This window comes from Chryseobacterium jejuense, from assembly GCF_017877355.1.
GTDB lineage: Bacteria > Bacteroidota > Bacteroidia > Flavobacteriales > Weeksellaceae > Chryseobacterium > Chryseobacterium jejuense_A.
The window spans coordinates 93,515-119,607 of record NZ_JAGIPR010000005.1 but is presented as its reverse complement, the minus strand read 5'-3'; the positions used below and the strand labels follow the sequence as shown (position 1 = coordinate 119,607).

At 35.9% G+C, this 26,093-nt stretch carries 21 protein-coding genes and 5 tRNA genes; 17 read left to right on the top strand and 9 right to left on the bottom strand.

The window, feature by feature from the left end; all coding sequences use genetic code 11:
• Nucleotides 1–9: 9 nt before the first annotated feature.
• The gene (locus J2772_RS11780; protein WP_209916834.1) at nucleotides 10–891 is read right to left on the bottom strand and encodes a cupin-like domain-containing protein; all 882 of its coding nucleotides are present in this window, start codon (nucleotides 889–891) and stop codon (nucleotides 10–12) included.
• A 667-nt stretch (nucleotides 892–1,558) separates the two neighbouring features.
• On the opposite strand from J2772_RS11780, the gene J2772_RS11775 reads away from it, so the two are divergent.
• On the top strand, nucleotides 1,559–4,336 hold the full coding sequence (locus J2772_RS11775) for a carboxypeptidase regulatory-like domain-containing protein (RefSeq protein ID WP_209916832.1): 2,778 nt from the start codon (nucleotides 1,559–1,561) through the stop codon (nucleotides 4,334–4,336).
• A 54-nt stretch (nucleotides 4,337–4,390) separates the two neighbouring features.
• Here J2772_RS11775 and J2772_RS11770 read toward each other — a convergent pair whose 3' ends face one another.
• Nucleotides 4,391–4,888 (bottom strand): DinB family protein, encoded by a 498-nt coding sequence (locus J2772_RS11770; RefSeq protein ID WP_209916830.1) that lies wholly within the window; start codon nucleotides 4,886–4,888, stop codon nucleotides 4,391–4,393.
• A gap of 201 nt (nucleotides 4,889–5,089) precedes the next feature.
• On the opposite strand from J2772_RS11770, the gene J2772_RS11765 reads away from it, so the two are divergent.
• The 3 genes from J2772_RS11765 to feoB all read left to right on the top strand — a co-directional run bounded on the left by J2772_RS11765 (nucleotide 5,090) and on the right by feoB (nucleotide 8,411).
• A complete protein-coding gene (locus J2772_RS11765) occupies nucleotides 5,090–5,989 on the top strand; it encodes a GLPGLI family protein (protein ID WP_209916828.1) in 900 nt (299 codons plus the stop codon).
• Nucleotides 5,990–6,123: 134 nt separating this feature from the next.
• Nucleotides 6,124–6,378 carry a ferrous iron transport protein A gene (locus J2772_RS11760; protein WP_209916826.1) on the top strand — a complete coding sequence of 85 codons (255 nt, stop codon included), beginning with the start codon at nucleotides 6,124–6,126 and terminating at the stop codon, nucleotides 6,376–6,378.
• Entirely contained in the window at nucleotides 6,378–8,411 is a 2,034-nt protein-coding gene (gene feoB / locus J2772_RS11755; protein ID WP_209916824.1) for a ferrous iron transport protein B, read from the top strand. Before J2772_RS11760 ends, feoB begins: the two co-directional genes overlap by 1 nt.
• 304 nt (nucleotides 8,412–8,715) lie before the next feature.
• On the opposite strand, the gene J2772_RS11750 is transcribed toward feoB, so the two are convergent.
• Nucleotides 8,716–10,221: a T9SS type A sorting domain-containing protein gene (locus J2772_RS11750; protein WP_209916822.1), complete on the bottom strand. Its 1,506-nt coding sequence runs from the start codon at nucleotides 10,219–10,221 to the stop codon at nucleotides 8,716–8,718.
• A gap of 537 nt (nucleotides 10,222–10,758) precedes the next feature.
• Here J2772_RS11750 and J2772_RS11745 point away from each other — a divergent pair.
• The 5 genes from J2772_RS11745 to J2772_RS11725 all read left to right on the top strand — a co-directional run bounded on the left by J2772_RS11745 (nucleotide 10,759) and on the right by J2772_RS11725 (nucleotide 16,762).
• Nucleotides 10,759–11,772: a DUF4421 family protein gene (locus J2772_RS11745; RefSeq protein ID WP_209916820.1), complete on the top strand. Its 1,014-nt coding sequence runs from the start codon at nucleotides 10,759–10,761 to the stop codon at nucleotides 11,770–11,772.
• Between the two features lie 69 nt (nucleotides 11,773–11,841).
• Complete coding sequence (gene glmM / locus J2772_RS11740) at nucleotides 11,842–13,224, top strand: phosphoglucosamine mutase (RefSeq protein WP_209916818.1); 1,383 nt, start codon at nucleotides 11,842–11,844, stop codon at nucleotides 13,222–13,224.
• Between the two features lie 44 nt (nucleotides 13,225–13,268).
• Nucleotides 13,269–13,850: a Crp/Fnr family transcriptional regulator gene (locus J2772_RS11735; protein ID WP_209916812.1), complete on the top strand. Its 582-nt coding sequence runs from the start codon at nucleotides 13,269–13,271 to the stop codon at nucleotides 13,848–13,850.
• A gap of 348 nt (nucleotides 13,851–14,198) precedes the next feature.
• The gene (locus J2772_RS11730; protein WP_209916810.1) at nucleotides 14,199–15,170 is read left to right on the top strand and encodes a zinc-binding alcohol dehydrogenase family protein; all 972 of its coding nucleotides are present in this window, start codon (nucleotides 14,199–14,201) and stop codon (nucleotides 15,168–15,170) included.
• A gap of 209 nt (nucleotides 15,171–15,379) precedes the next feature.
• Nucleotides 15,380–16,762, top strand: coding sequence for a tetratricopeptide repeat protein (locus tag J2772_RS11725; RefSeq protein WP_209916808.1), 1,383 nt, complete (start codon nucleotides 15,380–15,382; stop codon nucleotides 16,760–16,762).
• Nucleotides 16,763–16,975: 213 nt separating this feature from the next.
• Here J2772_RS11725 and J2772_RS11720 read toward each other — a convergent pair whose 3' ends face one another.
• The 3 genes from J2772_RS11720 to J2772_RS11710 form a co-directional block, all read right to left on the bottom strand.
• Nucleotides 16,976–17,854, bottom strand: a complete 879-nt coding sequence (locus tag J2772_RS11720; protein ID WP_209916806.1) for a DMT family transporter — start codon at nucleotides 17,852–17,854, stop codon at nucleotides 16,976–16,978.
• On the bottom strand, nucleotides 17,841–18,494 hold the full coding sequence (gene aat, locus J2772_RS11715) for a leucyl/phenylalanyl-tRNA--protein transferase (RefSeq protein WP_209916804.1): 654 nt from the start codon (nucleotides 18,492–18,494) through the stop codon (nucleotides 17,841–17,843). The genes J2772_RS11720 and aat overlap by 14 nt, the downstream gene beginning before the upstream one ends.
• 62 nt (nucleotides 18,495–18,556) lie before the next feature.
• A complete protein-coding gene (locus J2772_RS11710; RefSeq protein ID WP_045492249.1) occupies nucleotides 18,557–18,934 on the bottom strand; it encodes a DUF3127 domain-containing protein in 378 nt (125 codons plus the stop codon).
• A 179-nt stretch (nucleotides 18,935–19,113) separates the two neighbouring features.
• Between J2772_RS11710 and J2772_RS11705 the strand changes: the two genes are divergently transcribed.
• The 5 genes from J2772_RS11705 (at nucleotide 19,114) to J2772_RS11685 (ending at nucleotide 19,707) form a co-directional block, all read left to right on the top strand.
• Nucleotides 19,114–19,195 (top strand) — tRNA-Leu (locus J2772_RS11705).
• A gap of 4 nt (nucleotides 19,196–19,199) precedes the next feature.
• Nucleotides 19,200–19,275 (top strand) — tRNA-Gly (locus tag J2772_RS11700).
• Nucleotides 19,276–19,281: 6 nt separating this feature from the next.
• A tRNA-Leu gene (locus J2772_RS11695) sits at nucleotides 19,282–19,365 on the top strand.
• A gap of 124 nt (nucleotides 19,366–19,489) precedes the next feature.
• Nucleotides 19,490–19,571 (top strand) — tRNA-Leu (locus J2772_RS11690).
• 52 nt (nucleotides 19,572–19,623) lie between these two features.
• Nucleotides 19,624–19,707, top strand: a tRNA-Leu gene (locus J2772_RS11685).
• A gap of 153 nt (nucleotides 19,708–19,860) precedes the next feature.
• Here J2772_RS11685 and J2772_RS11680 read toward each other — a convergent pair.
• Entirely contained in the window at nucleotides 19,861–20,472 is a 612-nt protein-coding gene (locus tag J2772_RS11680) for a helix-turn-helix domain-containing protein (RefSeq protein ID WP_209916802.1), read from the bottom strand.
• Between the two features lie 186 nt (nucleotides 20,473–20,658).
• Between J2772_RS11680 and J2772_RS11675 the strand changes: the two genes are divergently transcribed.
• Genes J2772_RS11675 through J2772_RS11665 form a run of 3 tightly spaced genes read left to right on the top strand, consistent with a single transcriptional unit; the run spans nucleotide 20,659 to nucleotide 22,976 of the window.
• Nucleotides 20,659–21,024, top strand: coding sequence for a hypothetical protein (locus tag J2772_RS11675; RefSeq protein WP_209916800.1), 366 nt, complete (start codon nucleotides 20,659–20,661; stop codon nucleotides 21,022–21,024).
• A 43-nt stretch (nucleotides 21,025–21,067) separates the two neighbouring features.
• Nucleotides 21,068–22,483, top strand: a complete 1,416-nt coding sequence (locus tag J2772_RS11670) for a PLP-dependent aminotransferase family protein (protein ID WP_209916798.1) — start codon at nucleotides 21,068–21,070, stop codon at nucleotides 22,481–22,483.
• Nucleotides 22,484–22,496: 13 nt separating this feature from the next.
• Entirely contained in the window at nucleotides 22,497–22,976 is a 480-nt protein-coding gene (locus J2772_RS11665; RefSeq protein WP_209916796.1) for a GNAT family N-acetyltransferase, read from the top strand.
• A 75-nt stretch (nucleotides 22,977–23,051) separates the two neighbouring features.
• Here the strand turns inward: J2772_RS11665 and J2772_RS11660 are convergent, their stop codons facing one another.
• The gene (locus J2772_RS11660; protein ID WP_209916794.1) at nucleotides 23,052–24,905 is read right to left on the bottom strand and encodes an alkaline phosphatase family protein; all 1,854 of its coding nucleotides are present in this window, start codon (nucleotides 24,903–24,905) and stop codon (nucleotides 23,052–23,054) included.
• A gap of 518 nt (nucleotides 24,906–25,423) precedes the next feature.
• Nucleotides 25,424–26,092: an HAD-IA family hydrolase gene (locus J2772_RS11655; RefSeq protein ID WP_209916792.1), complete on the bottom strand. Its 669-nt coding sequence runs from the start codon at nucleotides 26,090–26,092 to the stop codon at nucleotides 25,424–25,426.
• Between the last annotated feature and the right edge of the window lies 1 nt (nucleotide 26,093).

Genomic DNA, 26,093 nt, shown 5'->3' with positions numbered 1-26,093 from the left:
TTTTTTATCTTATCTGGGTAAGCCTCTTTTTAAAGCTATTTCTGCTCTTTTAATGGCCATTCTCTCTTTCCAGTCCATGTATTTCTTTTTGAAACTCGACTTCATAATGTCGTCAAATTTACGCTGTACCGTAAGATTCCATAAAGAATGTGCCTTTACTGCCCATGATTTATCCCAGGCTCTTAATGAGATAGAGAAAGAACCATCAAGGTATTTCATCCAGTGCCACCACCCTGTAGGCATAAATAAAGTGTCTCCGTGCTCAAGGAAACATTCAATACCTTCTACACCATCCAGCGCCGGGAACTTTGTGAAATCAGGGTTTTCAATATCATAATCCTCCAAAGCATAGGTTGCATAAGGGATCTGGTATAATCTTTCTTTCCATTTATAATCAAAAAGAAGGATATGTTTTCTTCCGTTGAAATGCGTATGGAAAATATGCGCCATATCTATATCGAAATGCAGGAAAGTTACAGATCCTTTTCCACCGAAGAACATATTGGGATATTTATCAAGGAAACCTCCCATCAGCTCTTTAGGAGAAATATAATCTTCAAGAAGTTTAGGGGCGTATTTTATCGGGTCAAAAAGGAAAATTCTAAGATCAGTTGGCTCTCTCTGAATAAGATCTATATAATCACCGAATTTCATTTGGGCTGCAGAAGCATTGATGGGAGCAGAAGGATCTGCCTTTGAACTGTCATATAACGGGACCTCCACATCTCCTACAACCTCCTTCATATATTCCATCGTCCATTTTTGGTAAGCAGGCCATTTTTTTGCCATATTTTTGATGACAACGGGCCTTCTTGGCTTTAGATATTTTTCGTAGAATTCCTCTTTAGAAATATCATCCACAACATCTATAGGCTTTAAAATAATTCCCATTTTGTAAATTTTATGTTACAAAATTATTAAATAAATATTTATGAACCAGAATTTAATTTTTTTTTAATATATAATCCAATTTATTTTTTATTATTTAGTCTAAATAAAAATATAAATATTTACAATTGTTTATTTAACGTTTCATTTTCTTAGCAATTTGAACAAAAAATACCCTGTAATAGAATCACAGGGCAAAAACACAAAATAGATGAATAAAAATCCATTCTGATACGAAGGTATTACTTTTATTTCACAGATAATTTTTATAAAAAGCGGATAAATTCAAGAATAAAAAGGAGTTATATTATTTCAATTCAATATTTGGGGAAATATTTTTAAATTTTATTTTTAAAAATTGATGACCTGAGAATTTTTTTTATTTCAAAAAATGTTTGCTTTTTTTGAAATTTAATTTCAAATTATTGATTAACAAGGTATTATTCTTAGTATTATTCATCAGTTGGTGATTTTTAATATTGTACACTTGTATTTTAATTCTCTCCATCAAATTGAAACGATATTTTCTGCTACTAGAAATTTTTCTTTCTGAAAAGATAAATAATAACTATTTTTATAGTGATATAATTTAACCTTTTACGCAAAAATATATCTTTAAAGAAAGTGTAACGAAAAACCACAATGATTAACTAATTATTCAAATATGAATATGAAAAAAAATATTTTCTTATTTCTGATGCTCTTTATGACGGTATTCACCTTTGCACAGAAAACAGTTTCCGGAAAAATTACTGATGACGATGGAGTAGCTATACCTAGTGCTAGTGTAACTATTGAAGAACCTGGGAAAGATGCTATTCTTGCATACGGAATCACCAATTCCAAAGGAGAATACAAGGTAACCTTTACTTCTCCGGAATCTAATGTGGATCTTAAAGTAAAAGCTTTCAATCAGAAACCCCTTACAAAACAAATCAGTAACAGCGATCAGACCCTGAATTTTAAAATGCAGTCTGAAGCTACAGAAATTAAGGAAGTACAGCTGAAAACCAAAATGATCACCGCAAGAGGAGACACCATTTCCTATGATCTTAAGGCATTCAACAGTAAAAATGACAGAACTCTGGCCGACGTAATGAAGAAAATCCCCGGAATAGAAGTCAATACAGACGGAACCATTCTCTATCAGGGAAATGCAATCAATAAATTCTATGTCAATGGTAAAGACCTTATGGAAGGCGGCTATGGAACCATCAATAACTCGCTGCCAAAAGATGCCGTACAAAAAGTAGAAGTCCTTGAAAATCACCAACCGGTAAAAATTCTTCAGGATAAAGTGCCTTCAGATCAGGCGGCAATCAATATTAAGCTTAAGAATTCGGTAACAATGACCGGTCGTGGAGAAGTTGGAACAGGCTTCGGAGAACCTTGGCTATGGAATGTAAAACTGACTCCTATGTTTTTCGGACAGAAAAGCCAATGGGTAGTTAATTACAAAACCAACAATATGGGTGAGCAGGTGGAAAATGAAGGGAATATTCTTGCTTTCGGAAGTGCATGGGAAGGGAAAAGATCTAATACTTCTCAGAATAACTGGCTGAATGTTGAAAAAGCAAGCACTCCGAATTTGCCGGTTAAAAGATATTTAATGAATAATGTTCACTATTTGTCTGCGAACTATTTAACTAATATTGATAAAAAGAAAGAATGGGAATTGAAGGTTAATGCAAATTATACCAACAATGCAGTGGAAAGAGAAGATTATAATGAAACAACTTATTTCCCAACCAACGAAAGACCGCAACAGTCTACTGTGGTAATGAGTACAAGAAATAATTTTTATACAGATAAACTAAAAGGTGAACTAATCTTTACAAAGAATGCCAAGAAAGGGTTCTTCAAAAATACCACAAGTTTCAGCCAGTTCTGGAATACAGACAGAGCTTTTGCAGACAGAGCAGGAAGATTGGGAAATCAAGCTGTTGAATCACCTACATCTTCTTTCCAAAACTCATTGAGTACCATTATTCCCTGGGGAGAAAAGATGGTAAATTTCAAATCTTATATCAGTTACCAGGATGATCAACAGGAATTGAAAGTAGATCCGGCCAATTATTTACAGTTGCCCTACAAACTTCCAAAGGTAGATCCGAATGATCCGAATGAAAAAGATAAATACGGAATTGTAAATTTTGGACCGGGAACTTCAGCTTTACAACAATTCAGGCTAAAAACTTTAGATACTTCACACTCTGCAAATATCAGTTTTTCTTCAAAAGGATGGACATTCACTCCTCAGGTGGGATTTGATTTCTCTACAGATAGGCTAAATACAAACTTTGATGGACTGGCAATTCCAAATCCGGAAATTCCGAATGATGTTCCGCCAAATTTCAATGATGGTATGTATGAAAACAATCTGAAATTTACAGAAATTGTTCCTTCGGCTTCATTAGGCATCAATTATAAATCTGAAGCCTGGAGCATTTTTGCTAATTTTCCGGCAAATTTCAACAGTATTAAAGCTGAGGATGATTTAAGAGGAGTTTCAAAATCATTAAATAAGACAACATTTACTCCTATTGCATTTATTCAGTATTCATTTGCTTCATTTTGGAAAGCAAGTTTAAACGGAAGCATCAGCAATAATTTTGGAGATATTCAGACGGCTTATGCAGGATATATGTTGTTAAGCCCAAGAGGATTTAATGTGATGGATCCAAACAATCCAATTCCTCAGACAAATTCAAAAAGCGCAGGTTCAAGAATTGAATACAGAAACCCATTAAACAATCTATTCTTTAATATTAATTATTCATTGAGTGATAATAAAAGAAATTTGCTTTCTTCTCCAATTTTGGATGCAGCAACGGGTTCTACTTTAATTCGATACATTGAAAGAGAAAATCATTCAAAAAGTAATAGATTCAGCGTTGAGGTGGGGAAATATTTTCCAAAATTCAAAACCAATGCTTCTGTAAGCTATGGAAATACATTGTCAAAATCTGATGCATTCCTGGATGATACTCAATATTTAAGCAAAAACAATACACAGACTTACGGACTAAAGTTCAATAATACCTACTTCAGTTGGGCAAGTATAGATTATACGCTTAATTTATCAAGAAACAAACAGGATAATATTGGTTTAAGCACTAATCAAAGCAGGCTTGGAGTAAATTCAGGATTTAATCACAATTTGGCAGTTTACTTCTATCCAATAGAAAATCATACGATAGGATTCAATTGGGATCAGGTGAATACAAGTGATGGAATTAATAACTACAAGAATGCGTTCTACGATATTTCATACCAGTTTTCATGGTCTAAAAAGAAAATAGATTTTGAAATCAAATGGTTGAATATAGCCAACAGAAAATTCTTTGAAACCTATAATATCAACCAGACAACAAATAGTTCTTCTTACACGAAGATCCAGCTCCGCCCTAGCCAAGTCATGTTTACCGTAAAATTCAACTTTAAATAAAATAAAATAAAAACCAATCCGATCGGATTGGTTTTTTGTTGAGATATATAGTGATTAAAAAGCTTGATGATCGGCAGAAGGGCCATAACTTCCCGGTAAAGGAATGTCATTGATCCTGTAATAAACTCCTAGTTGAGCTCTGTGATGAGTAATTTGGTTCAAAGCATGACGAATGGATTCATATTTAGACCATTTTGCAAGCTCTTCACCATTATTTTTCAATGCCCAGCTTGCAGTAAGATCACTCTCATTAGCATTTTCAAGAGCTTCTTTCCCTGATTTGAAGTTCTGATCAAGAGTTTGAAGAAGATCTTCCTTCGTAGAAAGTTGCTTAGGCTGATAATCTCCACTGGCAAAATCAAGTTCCGAAGTGGTGAGCATGGTGTTTGGCCATTCAAAAATTTCAGCAATGTGAGTGGCAAGAGGAAGCATTTTCATACTTTTTTCATGCGGAGCATAGTCATTTTTTCCGTCAGGATAAGTTTCAAAGAATTTTCTGGTCGTCTGGTATTCGGCCTCCAACTCACTTTTAAATTGTGATAAAGTATCCATAATATTTTGTTTTTGAGAGGATTAAAGTTAAAGCTTTTAATGCTGAAAATGTTTTAAGAGAATCATAATTTTTCAATACGAATAGTTATTGTCCGAACAATATTAACTTCTAATCTCTATCTTCAGGCTTCTTTCTTAAAAAAATGAAGAAAAACTGTAACAAATTTTCAAAAGTGATTACTAATTATTAAAACTTGAGAAATGAAAAAGCTATTTTCAGTATTTCTTATCGCACTTTTTGCCTTTGCTAATGCTCAGGAAACTAAAGAAACGGCTAACCGGTTCTTTTATGAGCTTACATTTAAGCCAAAAAAAGACTCGGCAAAGCTGGATAAGGTGATAACGATTTTGGATATTACTTCTAAAAAATCTATTTATCAGGATTATACCATGCCTGCTCAGGATTCTATTATCAAGCTTGCTGTTGAGGAAATGGAGAAAGCAAAAGCATGGAAAGATATTTCTAAACTTATCAGGACGCCTAAATTTGCTTACAAGATTGTAAAAACTTATCCGGAAATGAAAGAGCAGTATATTGATAGAGTAAGCATGAATTTATTCGGATATGATGCCCCAGTTAAGTTTGTTTGGAATATTCAACCGGAAAAACAGAAAATAGGAGAATACAATACCCAGAAAGCAACCACAGAATACGGCGGCAGAAAATGGATCGCATGGTTCAGTTCAGATATTCCTTTTCAAGATGGTCCGTTTAAATTCTATGGTCTTCCAGGGCTCATCGTTAAGATTGAAGATGATGAGAAAAACTATTCATGGATGTTGAGCGGAAATAAGAAGATTGAAAATTATGATGAACTATCCTATTCGGATAAGATCAATGCGAAATATGGTGTTTCCAATACAGTAACACCTACTACAAAAGAAAAATTTGATAAGGCCTACGCAAGCTTTAAGCAAGATCCAATGGCTGAAATTCGTCAAAAAGTAAGTCCAGAAATGATGAATATGAAAATGCCGGGCTCAGACGTAACTGTCGGAGAGAATCTTAAAAAGCAAGAAAAGATGGCGAAGGATTACTTTAACTCAAATGATAATCCGATTGAAAAAGATCAGGCTTCTTCTGATAAAAAGAAAAAATAAGCATTCATATCAACTAAATTATATTCCGAATCAACCCAGGTACAGAAATGTATTTGGGTTGATTTTTTTATCGCCAAAACGTTATTTAGATTAAATTTAAATAACGTATATTTGCACTACAAAAAATCAGGGCTTTGAAAGAGAAACAATTACATAAATTAAGTGGATTTCCTAAAAACAAAATGGGAAAGATATTGGGATATGATAATGACCATCTGAATATGCCTAATAAAATCATTGAAATGGGGCTTCTTCCTGAGACCGTTTTCAGGATTTTATACCAGGCTCCGTTTAATGGACCGATGTATGTGGAATTTGGAGCAGAGAAAAGCCGGATTGCTCTTCGTGAGGAAGAAGGAGATTATATTATTGTTGAAGAATTGAATTAATGCAGGCAAACAAGAAAAAACAGATACTTTTAGTCGGGAATCCTAATGTAGGAAAATCAACGGTTTTTAATGCGCTTTGTAATAAAAAGCAGAAAACCGGAAATTATGCTGGTGTTACCGTTGCAAGTCACTCGGGAAACTATACCCATAAAAATGAGGACGTTGAAGTTATTGACCTTCCAGGTTCTTACAGCGTTTATCCAAGCTCAGAAGATGAAGCTATTTTCTCAAAATACCTTCTGGATGAGCAGAAAAACTACGCTGGAGTTGTTTATATTCTTGAAGCATTAAGTTTAAAAAGAGGCCTTCTTCTATTCCAGCAGATTCAGGATCTTGGAATTCCTATGATTCTGATTGTTAATCAGATTGATCAGGCAGAAAGAAGAGGAATTACAATAGATATTCAGAAATTCTCAGAAGCATTAGGGATTAAGATCATTCAAACCAATGCTAAGGAGCAGATTGGAATCAATGAAGTGAAAGATGCAGTCTTTAACAACGAATTTATAAAGATAGAGAAAGCATCTTTTGAAATTCCTAATGAGCACAGAGATTTCATTCATAAACTGTCAGCTCACAAAGGTTTTGATAATGAATATAAGGCTTGGATGAGCCTTTCTTTGGGAACAGATCTAGACAAAATAGAATCTGTTATGCATCAGATTAATGAGTCTGATGCTAAAAGTTTGGTTCCGAAAAGACTACAGGTTCAGGAAACTGTTAGGAGATACCAGAATGTAGATAAAATACTGGAGAATGTCATCTCCAAGAAACTTCAATTCAAAGAATTGTTAACAGAAAAGCTGGATAAGGTTTTGGTTCACAAGTTCTGGGGATATATAGTTTTCTTATTGATCTTATTGGTAATCTTCCAAAGTGTTTTCTTCCTTGCAGAATATCCGATGAACTGGATTGAAGAATCGTTCTCATGGCTGGCGGCTTTTACCAGCGAACATCTTCCGGAAGGACCTATCAATTCCTTGATCTCCAACGGAATTGTTCCGGGAATCGGAGGGATCGTAGTTTTTGCACCACAGATTGGTATTCTACTGTATTTCCTTTATCTGTTGGAAGATTCAGGATATATGGCAAGAGTCGTTTTCCTGATGGACAGGCTTCTTCGTCCTTTTGGACTGAATGGAAAAAGTATCGTTCCCTTAGTTTCAGGAACTGCCTGTGCAATTCCGGCCGTTATTTCCACAAGAAATATAGAGAACGTTAAAGAAAGATTGCTGACGATATTGGTAACGCCGTTTATGACATGTTCTGCAAGGCTTCCGGTGTACAGCATCATTATTGGATTAATTATTTCGGAAGGATCATTTTTAGGAATAAAGTATAAAGCTTTGGTGCTGATGGGAATGTATCTGTTAGGATTCTTAGTGGCATTATTTTCCGCAGCAATTCTTAAAGGATTTATTAAAGATAAAGGTAAAACCTATTTGGTAATGGATCTTCCTGCCTATAAAAAACCACTTTTTGGCTACGATTTTAAAATGGTTTTGGGTAAGGTGTGGGATTTCATCACTGGAGCAGGGAAAATAATCTTTATTGTAAGTATTATAATCTGGGTTTTAAGCTATTTCGGGCCTAAACAAAAAGCAGATGAGCTTTTTGCATCAGATGTTCATTTAGACCATTCTTATTTAGCTAAAATGGGGAAAGGAATAGAACCAATAATAGAACCACTGGGATACGACTGGAAAATGGGAGTAGGAATCCTGACCAGCTTTGTAGCCAGAGAAGTATTCGTGGGTACCATGTCAACACTTTATAGCCTTGAGGATGATGCTCCGGAAGTAAAAGTGATTGATAAAATGAGAAGAGATGTAAAGCCAAACGGAGAAAAAGTCTTCAGTTTTGCAACCGGAATTTCCGTTCTTCTGTTCTACGCATTTGCAATGCAGTGTGTTTCTACACTGGCAGTAGTCTATAGAGAAACCAAAAGCTGGAAATGGACCGGCTTTCAGGTGGCTATGATGACAGGTTTGGCATACTTTGTGTCGATGATAGCATATCAAATTTTAAAGTAATGGATTCTTCATTAATTTTTCAATATGTACTGATTGCATTAATAGTAGCATTTGCCTGTTACTCTTTATTCAAGGTGCTTAAAAAGAATTTTGCCCCTAGTAAGTTCAATTCCAAAAGAACGGGGTGTGATAAAGACTGTGGTTGCTCTTAAAATGAGTAATTGCATTTTTTAATGAAAAATACTAGGCTTTGGAAAGTCAGAAGCTACTATTTTGAAAATACCATTAAACAAAAAAAGAAATGCGATCTCCTTTATTTGGCAAGCATAGGAGACCGCTCATACAGGTATTTTAATTATTCCTGTTATCTTGTCAGAATAATTTTACGGGTATATTCTTTACCATCTGTAGTTTTAAGATTAAGGATATACACTCCGTTTGGCAAAATAGCTGGCAGATCAAATGTTTTAAAACTCAATTTCGAATGATATACTTCTTTTCCGGAAAGATTTCTGAGGGAGATGTGTGAGTCTGGTAGAAGTATATTACCATCTAAGGTAATTTGGCCGGTAGATGGATTGGGAGATACAGTGAATAGCTCTTTTGTTGGGAGGTTTTTCATTATTTCATTTACAGCAGGATCAGACGGAGCTGATGGTGGCCAGTTATATGAAGTATACAATATCTGAATCTCTTCCGGAGTAAGAACTTTGTCATATACTACGAATTCATCAATTTGTGCCCGGTCGAGGGTAATGATATTTGAAACATTATTTTCTAATAAATTTAAGAGCGTAGGCACAGTTCCCCATTCCAGATAGAACGGTTCTGCATTATTAAATATTTCCTGACCATTTTTATATACCAGTATCAAGCCATCCTTTGTATTAATTACATAGTGGTCAAAAGATGTCGATGTGCTGAGCGCTTGGCTAAATTTTACATTCTCGAAAAGTCCGAAACTTGGATATGCCGACGAAATTTTTAGCCTTAGACTATCCGGGAGTATGATAAGCCTGTCAAGTATTGGCTCAACGACTACCTTTGGCGATGTACTTCCTTCTTGCTTCTTTTCTGTTTTCGCCCAAAAAGAAATAGTATGATTAAGGGCTAAATCGCTTGGTGTTTTACCATTTTCTTTTTTATATCCGGCTGTCAGATTATATTTTGGAATCTCTGATGTAGTTCCGAGCCCTTGGCCACAAGGCATATTATTTTGGAATATAGGACTGGTGGTACTTGTCATATTGTGGCCATTAGCAGCATCATTAATATTACCATTAAAAGAATAATAATGTAAGGGGTCGAAAGGAGGAAAGGTACAGGCCTCAGGTTTGTGATAGATGTAATATATCCTAAGTACACTATTCAGGTTAAGAAGACCGCTGTTTAAAGTTATCTTTAGCCGATCATACGGTTTAGAAACAAAAACCTCAATAGTTCCTCTGCTTGGATTTGATATTTCCAGTTTGAGTAAATCATTGGTGATGATTTTATAATCATTATTTGAAGTGCTACCATTGAATGTTTCTATTGCAATTCCTCCTAATAAAGCTAAAGATAATACCTGGTCGGTTCCGATTCCAATGACAATCTTATTTTGTTTTGTCGTTGCAGGAAAAATCAGACTCTGCTCAAGTCTGGCAAAAACGCCCAATGGAATCTGCATAGTAGAGTAATCATTTTCATTATTTCCCACTGCATTTTGGGGATTTTGAATAGAACAGAGAAGACATCCTCCGTAAATTTGTGAAGTTTGGTTATTTGCATACACTTTTTGTGCAAAAATTAATGTACTCATAAAGAATAATAATGAGGTAAGCAGAGCTGTTTTTATCAAAGATCTGCGTGTTGGTAAATTTGTTTCCATAGTAAATAAGTTTTTTTTGTAATAAAATTATAAAAGCAGTAATTTAAGATATTAAATTACTAAACATATTTGATTTATATTATTGTTTTTATTTGTTTTGTTGTAAATTAATGTGGTTGTATTAAAAAAATGATTTAGGGCATTCCCATAAATAGAATCTATTATGCCCAGAAAATGGGTAGGAATTCTTACAAGTTTCGCGGGCAAGAAAAGTTTTCGTAGAAACAACCGAAATCTGTAAATGGATTGGTTTTCAGGCGACTATGATGATAGGTTTGGCGTATTTTGTGTCGATGATAGTGTATCAAATTTTAAAGTAATGGATTCTTCATTAATTTTTCAATATGTACTGATTGCATTAATAGTCGCATTTGCCTGTTACTCTTTATTCAAGGTACTTAAAAAGAATTTTGCCCCTAGTAAGTTCACTTCCAAAAGAATGGGGTGTGATAAAGATTGTGGTTGTTCTTAACATAGATTTCAACGGAAAATTAAAAAAAATGTAGTAATTTCATTTTTTAATTTAAAATATTCAGGTTGAATCTTATAAGAGTTGGAGTTGTTGTGTTGTTTTCTTTGTTGGCCATTCGGGTCAGCGCACAAACAGATACAACAAATATCAAATCTTATAAAGATCAGGTGATGATCCGCGCCAATCTTGATACTAATCTTGAAAGCTTTGTTTTTACTGAAGGTGAAGAAGGAAATCAAAAACAACAGATATTCTCTATCAACAATAAGACAAAAGTTTCCCTGTCCATCGATTATAGGATTATAAGTGCCACCTTATCCTTTGCCCCCAAATTTTTTTCAGAAAATAATGACAATAATCTGAAAGGAAACAGTTCTTATACAGACTTCAGCATTAGATTTTTTCCCAAAAGATTTATTCAGACTCTTTATTACAAAAATGTCAAAGGCTTCTACATTGAAAATATGAAAGAGGTCTTTCCGGCTTGGAAGGAAGGCGATCCCCATGTACAGTTTCCAGACTTAAGGGTACAAAGCTTTGGAGGCTCTACTTCCTACATTCTTAATGAAAATTTTTCCGCAAGAAGTATTTACACTCAAGGTGAATGGCAAAAGAAGAGTAGTGGCAGCTGGGTTCCGTTCCTCGATTATGATGTTACCATTTTCAGAAATAAAGTTGAAGAACAGAACCTAAAAGAAACTCAATATAAAGTGGGCGTCAATATGGGTTATTTCTACAATTGGGTGCTTGGAAAAAACGTAAATATTGCACCTTATTTAGCACTTGGTCTTGGTGGAAAATTTTCAACGTATCGAAATGTTCAGGGTGATGATGCAAGAACAAATGCCCAATATTTTACCTTGAGAATGGAAGGCGGCCTGCACGTAGGATACAATACAGACAGATTTCTGTTTGGCGGAAAAATGAATTTCAGCGCGTATACCTATAATCAGACGAGAAGCCAGGTGGTAGAAAATAACAGTATGTACGGTTTGCTATACATTGGGTATCGCTTTGCGCCTCCAAGAGTGGTAGAGAATACGTATGATAAAATTCAAAAAAAGATCCCTGTTTTATAAGGTGACTGTCTTTTTAAGTATCTTTGTTCCGCATAAATTATTACACTAATCAATTAGAAATAAAACAGAATGTCGTTAATAAAATCTATTTCGGGAATTCGCGGAACTATAGGAGGAAAAGTAAATGATAACTTAACACCTCTTGACGTGGTAAAATTTGCTTCCGCATTCGGAACATGGCTTCAGAATAATAAAAATAAAAAAGACTTAACCTTAATCATCGGAAGAGATGCTAGAATCTCAGGCCAGATGGTTTCTTCGCTGGTTACAGCCACATTACAGGGATTAGGTATTAATGTGGTTGATTTAGGTCTTTCTACAACGCCTACCGTTGAAATAATGGTTCCTGAATTGAAAGCAGATGGAGGAATTATCCTTACCGCATCCCACAATCCAAAACAATGGAATGCCCTTAAACTTTTAAACGAAAAAGGAGAATTCATCACTGGTGAAAATGGAGCAGAAGTTCTTGCTTTAGCAGAAAGTGAAGACTTCAATTATGCAGAAGTAGATAATCTTGGAAAGTATGAAACAAGAGAAGATGCTTTTGATATTCATATTCAGCAAATCCTTGATTTACCAATGGTAGATATTGAAGCCATTAAAGCTAAAAACTTTAAAGTGGTATTGGATGCTGTAAACTCTACAGGAGGAATCGCTATTCCAATGTTACTAGATAAATTAGGTTGCGAAACCGTTAAATTATATTGTGAACCAACAGGTCATTTTCCTCACAATCCTGAACCTTTAAAAGAACATTTAGGAGACATCTGTGAACTGGTTAAAAAAGAAAATGCAGATTTAGGAGTTGTGGTAGATCCGGATGTAGACAGACTAGCCCTGATTGATGAAAAAGGAGAAATGTTCGGTGAAGAATATACATTAGTAGCGGTTGCAGATTACCTCTTAAAAAATAAAAATGGAGCAGCCGTCTCTAACCTTTCTTCAAGCCGTGCTTTGAGAGATGTTGCCCAGTCTCACAATTCAGAATACTTTGCAAGTGCTGTAGGAGAAGTGAATGTAGTTACTTTAATGAAAGAGAAAAATGCTGTAATTGGTGGTGAAGGAAACGGAGGAATTATCTATCCTGATCTTCACTACGGAAGAGACTCTTTAGTAGGAGTAGCATTATTCCTGACTCATCTGGCAAAGGAAAATAAAACCGTTTCAGAACTTAGAGCAGGATATCCAAGCTATTTCATGGGGAAAAAGAAAATAGAACTGACTCCGGAAATTGATGTAGATGCTATTTTAAGCAAAATGGAGAAAGAATATGAAAATGAAGACGTTTCTACCGTTGATGGTGTTAAAATAGACTTTGAAAACAATTGGGTTCACCTTAGAAAATCCAACACAGAGCCAATCATCAGAATTTATACAGAAGCTAAATCTCAGGAAGAAGCGGATAAATTAGGAGATGATATCATTGCTAAGATTAAAAGTTTAATTTAAATAAATCATAAGAACGGACTCAATCCGTTCTTTTTTTATACCTGATGTTTGAACATATCAAAAACAGATTTCCCCTTCCAAAAGAAAAATGGAGACAATTCTTAGGTAGTTTTGAAAGAATGGAAGTCCCTGCTAAAGCCCTGCTTTTAAATGAAGGTGAAGTTTCAAATAATGCCTTCTATCTGGAAAAAGGAATTGTGAGAGCATGGTATAATAATGATGGCAAGGACGTTACCTTTCAGTTTTTTCTGGAAAACACCATGTTTTCTTCCCTCGAAAGCTTTAAAAAAGGACTTCCCAGTATGGTTTCTTTTGAAACAGTAGAACCTTGTATTTTATATAAAATTAGAAAACCTGATGTAGAAGCATTTCTGGAAGAAGTTTACGAGAATCCTGAACTCAGAACCTTTTTTATGGATGCTCTTTTCGAAAGAATCTTCGACTATATGAAACATTTCTTTTCATTCATTAAAGACACTCCCAAGCAACGGTATATTCAGCTCGCTCAACAAAAACCAGAGATCATCAAAAGAGTTCCACAGCATTATATCGCTTCTTATTTAGGGATTACAACAGTGCATCTTAGCAGAATAAAGAGCAAAATATTGAAAGAAAATAATTCTTAGGCAGGAAGATGGATGTTGGAAATTTCTCCAGTACGATATACAGCAGAAAGTTGATTGTATTGAATTTTTAATGCAAAAGACGCAAAGAATTTTCAAAATGATGATTATAAAAAGGTTTGCAAGGGTGTTTCACTTAGCCATGATCGTATTCTTAGCTGAACGAAGTGCCTTAGCGACCGAAAAACAAAGCACTATAATTAAAAAACCTGCGAAACTAGCGTTTTAAATTCGATCATTTGTAATTGTTGACTTCAATAACTCCCAGCTTCCCTCCTCCTAAAAACTGATAACAAATGTTATCGCTCATAGGCTTTCACCCTCATAATTTTGTATAAAAATTTAAAAGTAATGAAAGCAGCAGTAGTATTTGAAAAAGGAAGTACTCCTCAATATGCCAATTTTCCAGAACCGGAAATATCAAACCAAAACGAAGTGTTGGTTACTGTAAAGGCAGCATCCATCAAAAACCTTGATAAAGCAAGAGCCAGCGGAAAACATTATTCTACAGAAAACGCGGCCCATCAGCCAACAATTGTAGGATCAGACGGAGTAGGCTATCTTGAAGATGGATCCAAAGTTTATTTTTTCAGTAAAAAAGGAACCGTTGCAGAAAGGGCAATCGCCAATCTGCAAATGATAGTGCCTGTTCCTGAAGGCTTGGACTTCTCCATAGCAGCGGCTCTTCCCAATGCAGTGATGGGATCAGCAATGGCATTAAAATTCAAAGCAGGTATACAGCCCGGGAATGTTGTTCTTGTGAACGGCGCCACAGGAATTACAGGAAGAATAGCTGTTCAGATCGCCAGAGTGTATGGAGCCTCAAAAATTATTGTTACCGGAAGAAATGAAGAATCCTTGCAGGCACTTCGTGAACTTGGAGCCGATGAGGTGGTTTCTCTACAATTAAATAATGGAAATTTTAAAAAGAAAATAAAGGAAATTCACAGTGAGAGTCCTATTGATATCATCATCGACTATATCTGGGGACACTCTGTAGAAATGATTTTATCAGCATTTAAAGGCGATGGAACATTCTCCCATAAAACGAAACTGATTACAATAGGTGGAATGAGTGGAGATACCATCCAATTATCCTCACAAATCCTTAGAGCAACAGATATTCAAATTTCAGGATCAGGATTGGGAAGCTGGACGAAAGAAGAATCAGCGCTTTTATTTTCTGAAATTATACCCGAAATGTTCCAGGCTGCCGTGGAAGGAAAAATAAAAATAGAAACTGAAAATGTTGATATAAAAAATATCGAAGCCGTGTGGAATGCTGAGATACAAACCGGAAGAAGACTCGTAGTAAGAATTTAACCCTAATTTCTATTTTTTTATCCACAATCCTTTTATCGGTTTTCTTTTTTTACTATTTTTATAATAGAAATTTATGAAATGGAAAATTCAAAAAAAAGTTGCAACTTTGCATAAATATTTGAATATCAGTTTCAGATATATTATTAATTAATAAAGTTTGCCGAGGTCTGTAAGTAAATTCAGGCATTGGGCTGACGAAGAGGACACTATTGGAAGAGTATTTTGGAAATGAACTTGTAAAAAAGTTCGAAGAAATGATGGAAAACAATGACGAATTCTACTTCGATACCGAAGAGTTGGAAGATATCATTGTTTATTATTTGGAGCTGGGTGATTTTAATTACGCTGATATGGCTGTTAATTATGGACTGAAGCTTCACCCCAATTCATTAGATATCAAGATCAAAAGACTTGAAATTCTTCTGGAGTGGGAAGAATATAATACGGCGAAAGATCTTATTGACGAGCTGAAAGGCTCCTCTATGGAACATACAGACTTTTTAGTTTGCTACGCTAAGTATTATTCGAACCTGGGTAACCCTAGAAAATCCATTGAAATCTGCAAAAAAGCCCTTACACTTGAGGAAGAAGAAAATTTCCTCCACAACTTTATTGCGGATGAATATATAAATCTGGGTGATCCCTTTAACGCTCTTAAACATTACAGAAAAGCACTTAAAGAAGATCCTTCGGACGAATATTCGCTGGAAAACGCAATGGTGTGTTTCAGTGACTTGAATAAGAGTGAGGAGGCAATTGCCTTTCTTAATGAATATTTAGATGAATTCCCTTATTCTGAAACCGCTTGGTTTGAATACGGACAATTCTACTTCAACAGAAAGAACTTTGATGAAGCCATAAAAGGATACGACTATTTATTGGCTATCAATTCAAATTCTGTAGGAGTATATGCTAATAAAGCAGCGTGCTATGAAGCTTTAGGACAATACCAGAAAGCTATAGAAACCTATGAAGAAATGCTTGAACTGGAATATACCAAGGCATTTACTTTCTATAAAATCGGATTGTGTAATAAAGCATTAAAACAGCCTATTTTAGCTTTAAATTCATTCCAGAAATCGTTGAGAGAAGACCCTCAGTTTTATCTTGCCATGATGGAACAGTCTTATCTGTATGAAGAAATGGGTGGAATGTCTGAAGCTCTTCATTTTGCCAAAGAAGCAACACAGTTGAATGAAAATAATCTTGACTATCAAAAAAGATTAGCATTCCTGTTCATTGATTCCGGGAAATTTGAGGAAAGTCTTTCCTGTCTTAAAAAGCTGGTAGATGCTGAGCCGTCAAGATTCTATAATTGGTATGCCTACTCAGAAGTTTTGATGCTTGTAGGAGAATATGAAGACGCTGTAACGGTTTTAAATGCAGCGATAAAGCATCATGACAGAGCTGAATTGTATTATCAGTTAAGCAACTGTTTTTTCAATCTGAAAGATCAGGATAAAGGAATAGAATCACTTCAGAAAGCTTTAGAACTGGATCCGTCTCTGGTAAAGGATATGCAAAAGAAATATCCGTTTATCAAAGAAGAAGTAAAAAAGGTGAAGGTGAGTAAAGTGAAGAAAAAGAACTAAACGTACTCCAAATAACGAAAAAGTCTGCAGCAATGCAGGCTTTTTTTATTGATAAAAAGAGTCGAAGCCGGGAGCTGGAAGAAGGAAGTTATGGAGTCTATAAATAATAGATCAGTGTTTATTATTTGATTTTTTGTAAAAGACATTAGTAATTATATTACTGAAAGTAACTTCCAGCCTCCCTCTTCCAGCTTCCAGCCTTTTAAATTATATCTATTTTTTTGGATTGCTTCTTAAAAAGATTAGTCCGGCAATAATAACTCCGGCACCTATAAATTGGAAAATAGTTAGCTTTTCATCATCAATAATACCCCAAATAATTGCTACAATAGGCATTATAAGAGTAACTGTTGAAGCAAAAAGTGGAGTGGAAACTTTTAACAGCCTATAATTCATGGTCATGGCAAGCCCTGTTCCAAAAATGGAAAGTAAACTTACAAACATCAATCCAAGCATATTGCCTTTTGAAAAGCTGAATTCAGAAAAGAATCCTGTACTGGTAAGAGCAATGATTGATGGGAAAATTAAAACAAAAGAAAATATAAAGGAAGATAAAACAATGGAGGAAACATCCATCAATTTTGATTTTACTGTTGTTGTACTTACAGCATAGCATAAAGTAGCCAATAACAGCAACAAAATCGGAATCATCTTCAGCTCGCCACTGTCACCACCGCCAAAAGCCAGGATACAGACTCCTGTAAAGCTTATGAGCGTTCCTATGATTTGTTTCTTGGTGGTTTCAAATTTCCATACCAAAGCTCCCACAATAATAACAAAAATAGGCATCATAGAGTTGATGATCCCTGCAATACTGCTGGTGACCTCCTTTTCTGCAATCGGAAAGAGGAACATTGGGATGAAATTTCCGGTAAAGGCAGCCAGAATAAGCCATTTTAAATGTTTCTTCGGAAAAAGTTTATAATTGGAAATGGCAATCGGAAGCAAAATAATACCAGCAATAAGGACCCTTAGTGACCCTACCTGGTACGGACTGAAATGATCCAGTGATTTTTTGATCAAAATAAAAGAAGATCCCCAAATAATGCTCAGGGTAGCCAGAAGGAGCCATTTTTCTTTATCTGCGTTCATTGTTTTCGTGTAGGATTTTTAAAAATTCTTTTTTAGGAATCATTTTTGCCCCCAGGCTCTCCAGATGTTCGGTATGAGACTGACAGTCAATTAATTCAATATTGTTTTTATTGCTTTCCACAAAGTGAATAAAGCCTGCTTTTGAGGCATTGCTTACTTTAGCAAACATGCTCTCTCCACAGAAAACGTTTCCGATCTGTAAACCGTAAAAGCCCCCTACAAGTTCTCCATCCTGCCAAACTTCAATGCTTCTTGCCAGACCATATTCATGAAGTTTGATGAAAGAATTCATCAGTTCATCAGAAAGCCATGTGCCGGATTGCCCTTTGCGTTCAGTTTGCTGACAATTTTTGATGACTTCTCTGAAGTTTTTATTCTCTGAGAAAGTAAAAACATTCCTGTTTAATATCTTTCTCATCGACTTTGAAACCTTTATTTCATCAGGAACTAAAACAAATCTCGGATCAGGACACCACCATAGAATTTCCTCTCCCGGATTGTACCAGGGAAAAATACCCAATTGGTAGGCGAACCAAATACGTTCTATAGACAGATCTCCACCATAGGCAATAAGCCCGTCGTGCCCATCATACACCTCAGGATCAGGAAATGAAATCTCGTTTTCGTCTAGTCGGACCATTTTTTAGCAAAAAAATCCCACTTTTAAGAAAGCAGGATTTATATTTGATTTTAATTCTTTAATTAGAAAGGTAAATCATCATCATCATCTCCGGCAAACGGATTCTCATTGGAAACAGGAGAAGCTGATTGCTGAGGCATAGCCTGAGTAGGCTCTGATCCATTATCAAAAACTTTCTCTACTTTCCATCCTGTAATAGAGTTGAAGTATTTAGTTTCACCTTGTGGAGAAACCCATTCTCTACCTCTGATGTTGATTCCTATTTTTACGTTTTCACCTTCTTTAAGGTTATCTAATAAACTAATTTTATCAGATAAAAATTCTATGTTTATCGGCTGTGGATACTGTTCCTGGGTTAAAATAACCAATTCTCTTTTTTGAAATCCACTTGCAAAAGTTTGAGTTTCAAAAAGTTTCTTTACCGTTCCTTGTAATTCCATATCGTAATTATTAACGTTGTAAAAGTAAGAAAATGAAATGTAATAATAGGTGCCACAGAAAAAAAATCTAGAAATTTTAATTTTTTTCTAGAAAAAGTTTGGAGGTAAGGGAAATTGTCCTATATTTGCACTCACAAAAACGAAGCAAGCTCTTTAAAACTTACAATATTAAAAAACCAGCGGATGTGGTGTAATTGGTAGCCACGCCAGACTTAGGATCTGGTGCCGTGAGGCGTGGGGGTTCGAGTCCCTTCATCCGCACTATGCGAAAATAGCTCAGCTGGTAGAGCACAACCTTGCCAAGGTTGGGGTCGCGGGTTCGAATCCCGTTTTTCGCTCCACACCATGCCCTGGTGGTGGAACTGGTAGACACGCAGGACTTAAAATCCTGTGTCCGCAAGGACGTACGGGTTCAAGTCCCGTCTGGGGTACAAAGCCCTCTGTATTTTGCTACGGAGGGTTTTTTGTTTTAATAGAGAGAGTGATCTTTTAAATAAATTTCTTATATTTGTAGGAATTATCGATTGTATCTGCGGTAGCAGAGCAATATAACGAGCGGATGTGGTGTAATTGGTAGCCACGCCAGACTTAGGATCTGGTGCCGTGAGGCGTGGGGGTTCGAGTCCCTTCATCCGCACAATACAAAAAACAGGATTTGCTTTCAAATCCTTTTTTTGTACCACACACCGGCCCTGGTGGTGGAACTGGTAGACACGCAGGACTTAAAATCCTGTGTCCGCAAGGACGTACGGGTTCAAGTCCCGTCTGGGGTACAAAACCCTCTGTATTTTGAATACGGAGGGTTTTTTGTTTTTTTATATTATCTGTTATTCAAAGAAAATCATCTACAAAAAAATAAGCTCCCTGCATTTTATTGTAAAGAGCTTTATAATATATTTTTTATTCGTGTGGTTTTTAGGGATTAATTATTTTTTACTACCTCTCTCCAGTCTTTCCAGTCTTTCCAAAATATCGGTAAAAATATTCTTTTCAGCAGTAGAAACGTGTCCTACAATTTTATAAAGTTCCCGGTTGTCAGTGTGGGCGGCATATTCTAAATATCCATTTGTATAAACTAGCAAATGATGGCTAGAGTCTTTTTTCAGATCAGCTTTATTCAGAAATAAAATATCTCCGTAATGATATGGAGAAAGCAATTGTTTTTCTTCAGTAAATTCATATACCAGATCTACAGAGGCTAATATTTTTTGAAGGATAGTACTGTTCTCCGAATGATTCTCACGTAGATTTTCGGCTTCTTTATCTTCATTAAAGGCCATTTCCGGAAAAAGCATCAGTTGATTAGTATCAGAAACACTGGCCAGCTGATTTTCCTGAAGCGTTTCCGTCAGAAGTTGATCCAAATCCAGACTAAAATGACTGGCCACCTTTAGTATGGTCTCAATCTTCGGTTCTGCACGGCCTTCCTCATAGGAACTTATCACTCCTCTGTTTAAATCAAGTAAATCAGCAAACGTCTTCTGGCTCAAACCTTTAACCTGTCTTATTTTCTTAATGTTCGTTCCAAAGAAGCTCATTTATTTCTAATCTTTTTTGCAAAGATAGATGTTTTGCAAAGAGTGATAAAAGTAGCTGTAATTGGAATATTCTTATACTATTTGTATACAATAGGTTAAGAAAATCTGTACCCATGATATTCTATTGTTCTGTATCTGTATCCAAACTGAAAGACTCCATAATTTTGTTTTGTTAAGAAGAATATTATGGAAACCAATGTTCAATATCAGGAACCGCTTCAATATGCAGAAGTCTATATTTCAGACATGTTGGCACTAAAAAATATATTTCTGCAGGCGCAGAATACCGGAAAAGTGAGCTCAGAATTTGGACTCCCTTTCCTATTGGCTAAAAAGAAAGAAGAGGTTATTGCCTTTGCGAGTCTGGTCATGAATGAAAAAGAAGGAATAGCCATTAAAATGTATGAAAAAGCAGGTGTCCAGAACTCTGAAAAGAATAACTTTCTCTCCCGGGTGGAGCGCTATTTTAAAAAGAATAATACGGCTAATTTCCGTAACCCCGAACAGTTGAAAAATAGCATTTGCAGGATGGTTAGCTGGCTAAATCAATAACCCCCAAAAGATAAAGTTGTAAATTTACTTAAAATAGTGATCGATGCCTAAAGATGTTCTTTATCTTAAAATAGCCAATTCTGTTACGGAGCAGATTAATAGCAAAACGTTACAGTTTGGGGACAGGCTACCTTCGTTAAGGAGCGCACAGAAACTATATAATGTTAGTTTAAATACTGTTAAACAGGCATATATGGAGTTGGAGAGTCGCTCTCTTGTTGAGTCACGGCCAAAATACGGCTACTATGTAAGCCAGACGTCTCAGCGAAAATTAGCGTTACCCTCTGTGGCGAAAATGAAGGTGTGGGAAGGGAAAAACAGCCCGGAAGATCTTGTTGGGAAGGTATTTGGCACCATTGCGGGAACGGATGTTACTCAGTTTGCCCTGGGAATCCCCGGGAAAAGCCTTCTTCCTGTTGCCCAGATGAAGAAATGCATGATTAATGTAATAAAAGAGAAGCATGATAGTGGAACTAATTATGAACCTGTACAAGGAAGTGAAAAACTCCGTCGTGAAATAGCCAAGTGGTCTATAGTGATGGAAGGAAAAATTACAGAAGATGATCTGGTGATTACTTCCGGTGCAATGAACGGGGTTTACAATTGCCTGATGGCGGTTACCCAGCCTGGAGACTCTGTAGCAGTGGAAAGTCCTGTTTATTTTGGAATTCTGCAGGCGATTCAGCTGCTGGGACTAAAGGCTGTAGAGATTCCTACCCATCCTATTACCGGAGTAGATCTGGATGCTCTAAAAAAGGTATTGCCAAAGCTTTCTGCCTGTTGTTTTGTTGTGAATTACAATAATCCGCTGGGGTTTCAGATGCCGGATGAGAATAAGAAGGAACTGGTAAGAATGCTTACTGAGCATAACGTTCCTTTGGTAGAAGATGACGTCTACGGAAATATTTATTTTGGAGCGGGAAGACCAAAACCATGTAAATTTTATGATGAAGCCGGAATAGTGATGTGGGTAGGTTCAGTATCCAAAACTTTAGCACCTGGCTTTCGTGTAGGTTGGGTAGCTCCGGGAAAGTTTAAAGAAAAAATTATCCGTCAAAAGCTAGTACAAACGGTATCAAGTCCATCCTTATTTTCAGATGTGATTGCTGATTTTCTTGAACATGGCCGCTACGATCATCATTTGAGAATGTTCAGGAAGAAGTTGTATGCCAATTATTTACAGATTCAGAAGTCTGTAACCCAGTATTTTCCTGATAATACCAAAGTTTCAGAACCCAAGGGTGGATTTATGCTGTGGCTGGAACTTGATAAAAGAATTTGTACTGAAGATTTGTATGATGAAGCAGTGAGCCAAAAAGTAAACTTTGCTCCGGGAAGAATGTTTTCACAATATAATCAGTATCAGAACTGTATGCGATTAAATTATGCCTTGGAATGGACAGACCGTGTAGAAAGCGATCTGGAGAAATTGGGAAAAATGATAAAAAACAGAATATAATACACTTAAAGAGATGAATGATAATGAAGTAAAAATTATAAGCTATGAACCTCAGTATAAGGAAGCTTTTAAGGCCTTGAATGAAGAATGGATCAAAACGTTCTTTGTCATGGAGTCCAGTGACTATAAACTGTTGGATCATCCGGAAGAAGAGATTTTAGATAAAGGCGGATATATTGCTTTCGCGTTGTTGAACGGCGAAGCCGTAGGAACTTGTGCCTTAGTAAAGGCTCATGAGGATCCTCTTGCTTTTGAACTGTCAAAAATGGCGGTAAGTCCCAAAGCACAGGGTAAGAAGATCGGTTACCTATTGGGCAATACTCTTGTTGAAAAAGCGCGAGAATTAAAAGCAGAAAAAGTATTTCTGGAAACCAATTCCGTATTGGTTCCTGCGATAAAGTTATATGAAAAACTAGGGTTTAAACATATGCCAATTATCAATCCTGGTTACGATCGAGTAGATGTACAGATGGAATTGAAACTTCAATCATAGTCAAAAAAAATATTGGAACTCGGATGGCAATATCCTTGTTCCAATATCAAATTTAAATCTAATTGTTTTACTGTTTTATTTCTTGATAAAAGCCTTCGTCAGAGACTTTTTACTTCCATTAAGTTTAATAAAATACATTCCGGCCGGAAGATCTTCAGTATTGATTTTTTCCTCATAATTTCCATTGAAAGACCTTAAGTTTTTGGTGGAAATCAGCGATCCTTTTGTATCAATAATTTCAGCTTTAATTTCCTTATCCTCTGATTTGTAACTGATGCTGATCTGTGTAGAGGCAGGATTAGGATATATTTTAAAGTCCTCAGTTGTAGTTTTGATTTCTTTGGTTGATAATACCTGTTTTGAACAGTCTGGGCCTCTGTTTAGGCCATCTATTCCCCATGAAGGCTGTACCGGAATACAAAGCCAGTTTAATACCGTTGGAAAATGATCTGTTTCTCTTGTAGTTGAGGTATAATCATAAACTTTGAAAGTATTTGATGTATTGGTGGTATATGTTGGAGACCCTGTAATAGTCATATGATTAGCATTAGGGCTTGAATCCGTTAAAGAGCTTCCTGAAGACTCATTACACTTCCAATTAGCCAATAGTTGAGCATAATAAGGATGAGATGCGGTAATATCCTGGTTCGCCCAATTCACGATTACATCATTCGGAAGTGCAGATTTCCAGATCCTGACATCTTTGTAGGAAGCGGCAAGATTAACACTGTAAGTATTTGTCCCGTCCTGATTTAAGGTTAATGGAAGTATAGAATCAATATTTCCGATCGTATTCATTTTAGCAAACGTAACCGGAACACCGTCTTCGTATAAAGTAACTAGACCGTCTCTGTCAAAACTAGCGGCAATGTGCTTCCATTTATTGGTTTCTACTTTTCCACCTACAAGATCAATACGGTTGGTACCATCTGCAATATTCATTTTAAAAGCCTGCCCGGAATATCCCGAGAAGATAATTCCTTTATTTTTTCCATTATTCCAGTTCTTATTTCCAAGAAATACGGGATCACTGGTGTAAGCCGCATTAGGCTTTACCCAAAATTCAATTGTAAAATCCTGATTTGCTCCAAAGTTGAATGAAGTCTGGTTAGCAGGTTTTGCATAAGCTCCTGAAGGAAGATTAAATTGGTTAAAGGTTTTATTAGATTCAAGAACTGTTTTACTGATTTGTTGAGGGGTAAATCCGGGGTTAGAGTAGATGGTAAAGATATTTCGCTCAGAAAGGTTTCCGCCACCATGAGAACTGTCTACAGCACCATGATCTGTTGTTAAAACTACCAGCCAATCCTCATTATTGTAGGTTGCTCTGTTTTTCATAGCATTTACAATCTCACCAATATAAGTATCAGTAGTCTGAATAGATGAAACATACTGCGGAACAGCAGAAGAGAACCCGTAAGAATGTCCTGCATGGTCTACATCATCAAAATCTATGAACAGAATATCCGGATTATCATTCTGTAAAGCATTTACCGCTGCATTTTTTACCGCAAGATCGGTTGCCAGATTGGTTTTTACATCTGCATTCTTGATAATTTTATCATTTACAGGAGCCCAATGAGCGAGTGAAATGGTTCTCAGATTAGGGTTGTGACTCTCCGCTCTGGTTAGAAAGTCAGGATAATTCGCATAGTTTGGATTAGTGAAATTATTGTCCTGTACATTGTGTTTGGTGTGCCATACACCAGTAAGCATGGTACTCCAGCCATTTCCGCTCCAGGTTGTGGCAGCACATAAACCATCGAGAGAATAAATGGATTGACTGATAAGGCTTTTGATATTAGGAGTGTTGGTAGACATCATGACATCTGCCCGGCATCCATCAATACCAATAAAAAGGACTTTTTTAGTTTGAGCTCCAAGGAAACAGCTCATTACAACAGCCATTGAGAATAGTTTTGTTTTCATAGGATAAAAGGGTTTTGAAAGTAAAAGTTTACAAATAGTAATTTATTTTTTAATAATTGTAAATTTAATTTACTATTTATAAACATTTGTGAACTGAAAATTAATTATTTGATAATTAAAAAATTGTTTTGAAGATGAAATATGAGAAATGAATTTGGTTTTTAACTGTAAGTATATGAATGTTTTAATTCTTTTGTTGCTTTTGAGCAAAAGACTATACATGCAGAAGTGTAATTAAGAATTGTTGAGAATTTTAAAGTTGACAAATATTCAAAAAATGTCATTCTTCGATTGTTGATTAACCTTAAAAATACTTGAGATTCTTCACTCCATCTCTGAACTACGCTCGCAGACCTTTTGTCTGTGTTCAGAATGACAGAGTAGATAGGTGAATATTCAGTCAAGAGAGAGATAATTCCTTCCTGCAGAGGGGTGGCAAATCGAAGATTTGACGGGGTGGCTTAAAAAAAACACAAATGCCTGGTAAAAACATTTGTGTCAAAGTATAAAGCAAGTATTTAAAGAATATTTTCAGCCTCAGAAATAGTATTAAAAATATAATCAGGTTCGGCCTTTTCCAGTTCTGATCTGTTCTGGGCTCCGGAAAGTACAGCAATAGTCAATCCGCAGCCTGCATTTTTTCCCTCTTCAATATCAATCACAGAATCTCCGGCTTTTAAAACCTTTTCAGGTTCCATAATATTGAATTTTTTCATGGCCAGATGAATCATTTCCGGGCTTGGCCTGCTTTCCGAAACATCATCAGCGGTGATTAAGGCATCGAAATGTACATTCTCTTTCCATTGCAGTTTATCTAAAAGCTGTTGAGCAATTTCAGAGGTATAGCCCGTGTTAAGTACCACTTTTTTATGCTGGGCTATCATTTTAAGGAGAAAATCTTCTGTTCCGTTGATAGGTTTTACCTCAAGATTCTGATAAGCATACTTCAATTTCCCGGAGAAGTTTTCAAAAATAATGGGAGCATCAGATTCATTTCCATCGATATCTTTTAATAAGCTAGTGATAGCCTCCAGTTTTTCCATTCCGGCACAAGTGGTAAGAACCTGCTCAAGACTTACCTGATATCCATGCTTATTAACAGCTTCAGTTAAGGTTTTATACACTACATTATCTTCATCCACTGTAGTTCCGGCCATATCCAGAACCAATAATTCTATATTTTTCATT

Excerpts from the sequence above, each read along its gene's own strand:
- J2772_RS11780 (WP_209916834.1), bottom strand. The coding sequence starts at position 891 with ATGGGAATTATTTTAAAGCCTATAGATGTTGTGGATGATATTTCTAAA.
- J2772_RS11775 (WP_209916832.1), top strand. The coding sequence starts at position 1,559 with ATGAAAAAAAATATTTTCTTATTTCTGATGCTCTTTATGACGGTATTC.
- J2772_RS11770 (WP_209916830.1), bottom strand. The coding sequence starts at position 4,888 with ATGGATACTTTATCACAATTTAAAAGTGAGTTGGAGGCCGAATACCAG.
- J2772_RS11765 (WP_209916828.1), top strand. The coding sequence starts at position 5,090 with ATGAAAAAGCTATTTTCAGTATTTCTTATCGCACTTTTTGCCTTTGCT.
- feoB (WP_209916824.1), top strand. The coding sequence starts at position 6,378 with ATGCAGGCAAACAAGAAAAAACAGATACTTTTAGTCGGGAATCCTAAT.
- J2772_RS11750 (WP_209916822.1), bottom strand. The coding sequence starts at position 10,221 with ATGGAAACAAATTTACCAACACGCAGATCTTTGATAAAAACAGCTCTG.
- glmM (WP_209916818.1), top strand. The coding sequence starts at position 11,842 with ATGTCGTTAATAAAATCTATTTCGGGAATTCGCGGAACTATAGGAGGA.
- J2772_RS11735 (WP_209916812.1), top strand. The coding sequence starts at position 13,269 with ATGTTTGAACATATCAAAAACAGATTTCCCCTTCCAAAAGAAAAATGG.
- J2772_RS11730 (WP_209916810.1), top strand. The coding sequence starts at position 14,199 with ATGAAAGCAGCAGTAGTATTTGAAAAAGGAAGTACTCCTCAATATGCC.
- J2772_RS11720 (WP_209916806.1), bottom strand. The coding sequence starts at position 17,854 with ATGAACGCAGATAAAGAAAAATGGCTCCTTCTGGCTACCCTGAGCATT.
- aat (WP_209916804.1), bottom strand. The coding sequence starts at position 18,494 with ATGGTCCGACTAGACGAAAACGAGATTTCATTTCCTGATCCTGAGGTG.
- J2772_RS11710 (WP_045492249.1), bottom strand. The coding sequence starts at position 18,934 with ATGGAATTACAAGGAACGGTAAAGAAACTTTTTGAAACTCAAACTTTT.
- J2772_RS11680 (WP_209916802.1), bottom strand. The coding sequence starts at position 20,472 with ATGAGCTTCTTTGGAACGAACATTAAGAAAATAAGACAGGTTAAAGGT.
- J2772_RS11675 (WP_209916800.1), top strand. The coding sequence starts at position 20,659 with ATGGAAACCAATGTTCAATATCAGGAACCGCTTCAATATGCAGAAGTC.
- J2772_RS11670 (WP_209916798.1), top strand. The coding sequence starts at position 21,068 with ATGCCTAAAGATGTTCTTTATCTTAAAATAGCCAATTCTGTTACGGAG.
- J2772_RS11665 (WP_209916796.1), top strand. The coding sequence starts at position 22,497 with ATGAATGATAATGAAGTAAAAATTATAAGCTATGAACCTCAGTATAAG.
- J2772_RS11660 (WP_209916794.1), bottom strand. The coding sequence starts at position 24,905 with ATGAAAACAAAACTATTCTCAATGGCTGTTGTAATGAGCTGTTTCCTT.
- J2772_RS11655 (WP_209916792.1), bottom strand. The coding sequence starts at position 26,092 with ATGAAAAATATAGAATTATTGGTTCTGGATATGGCCGGAACTACAGTG.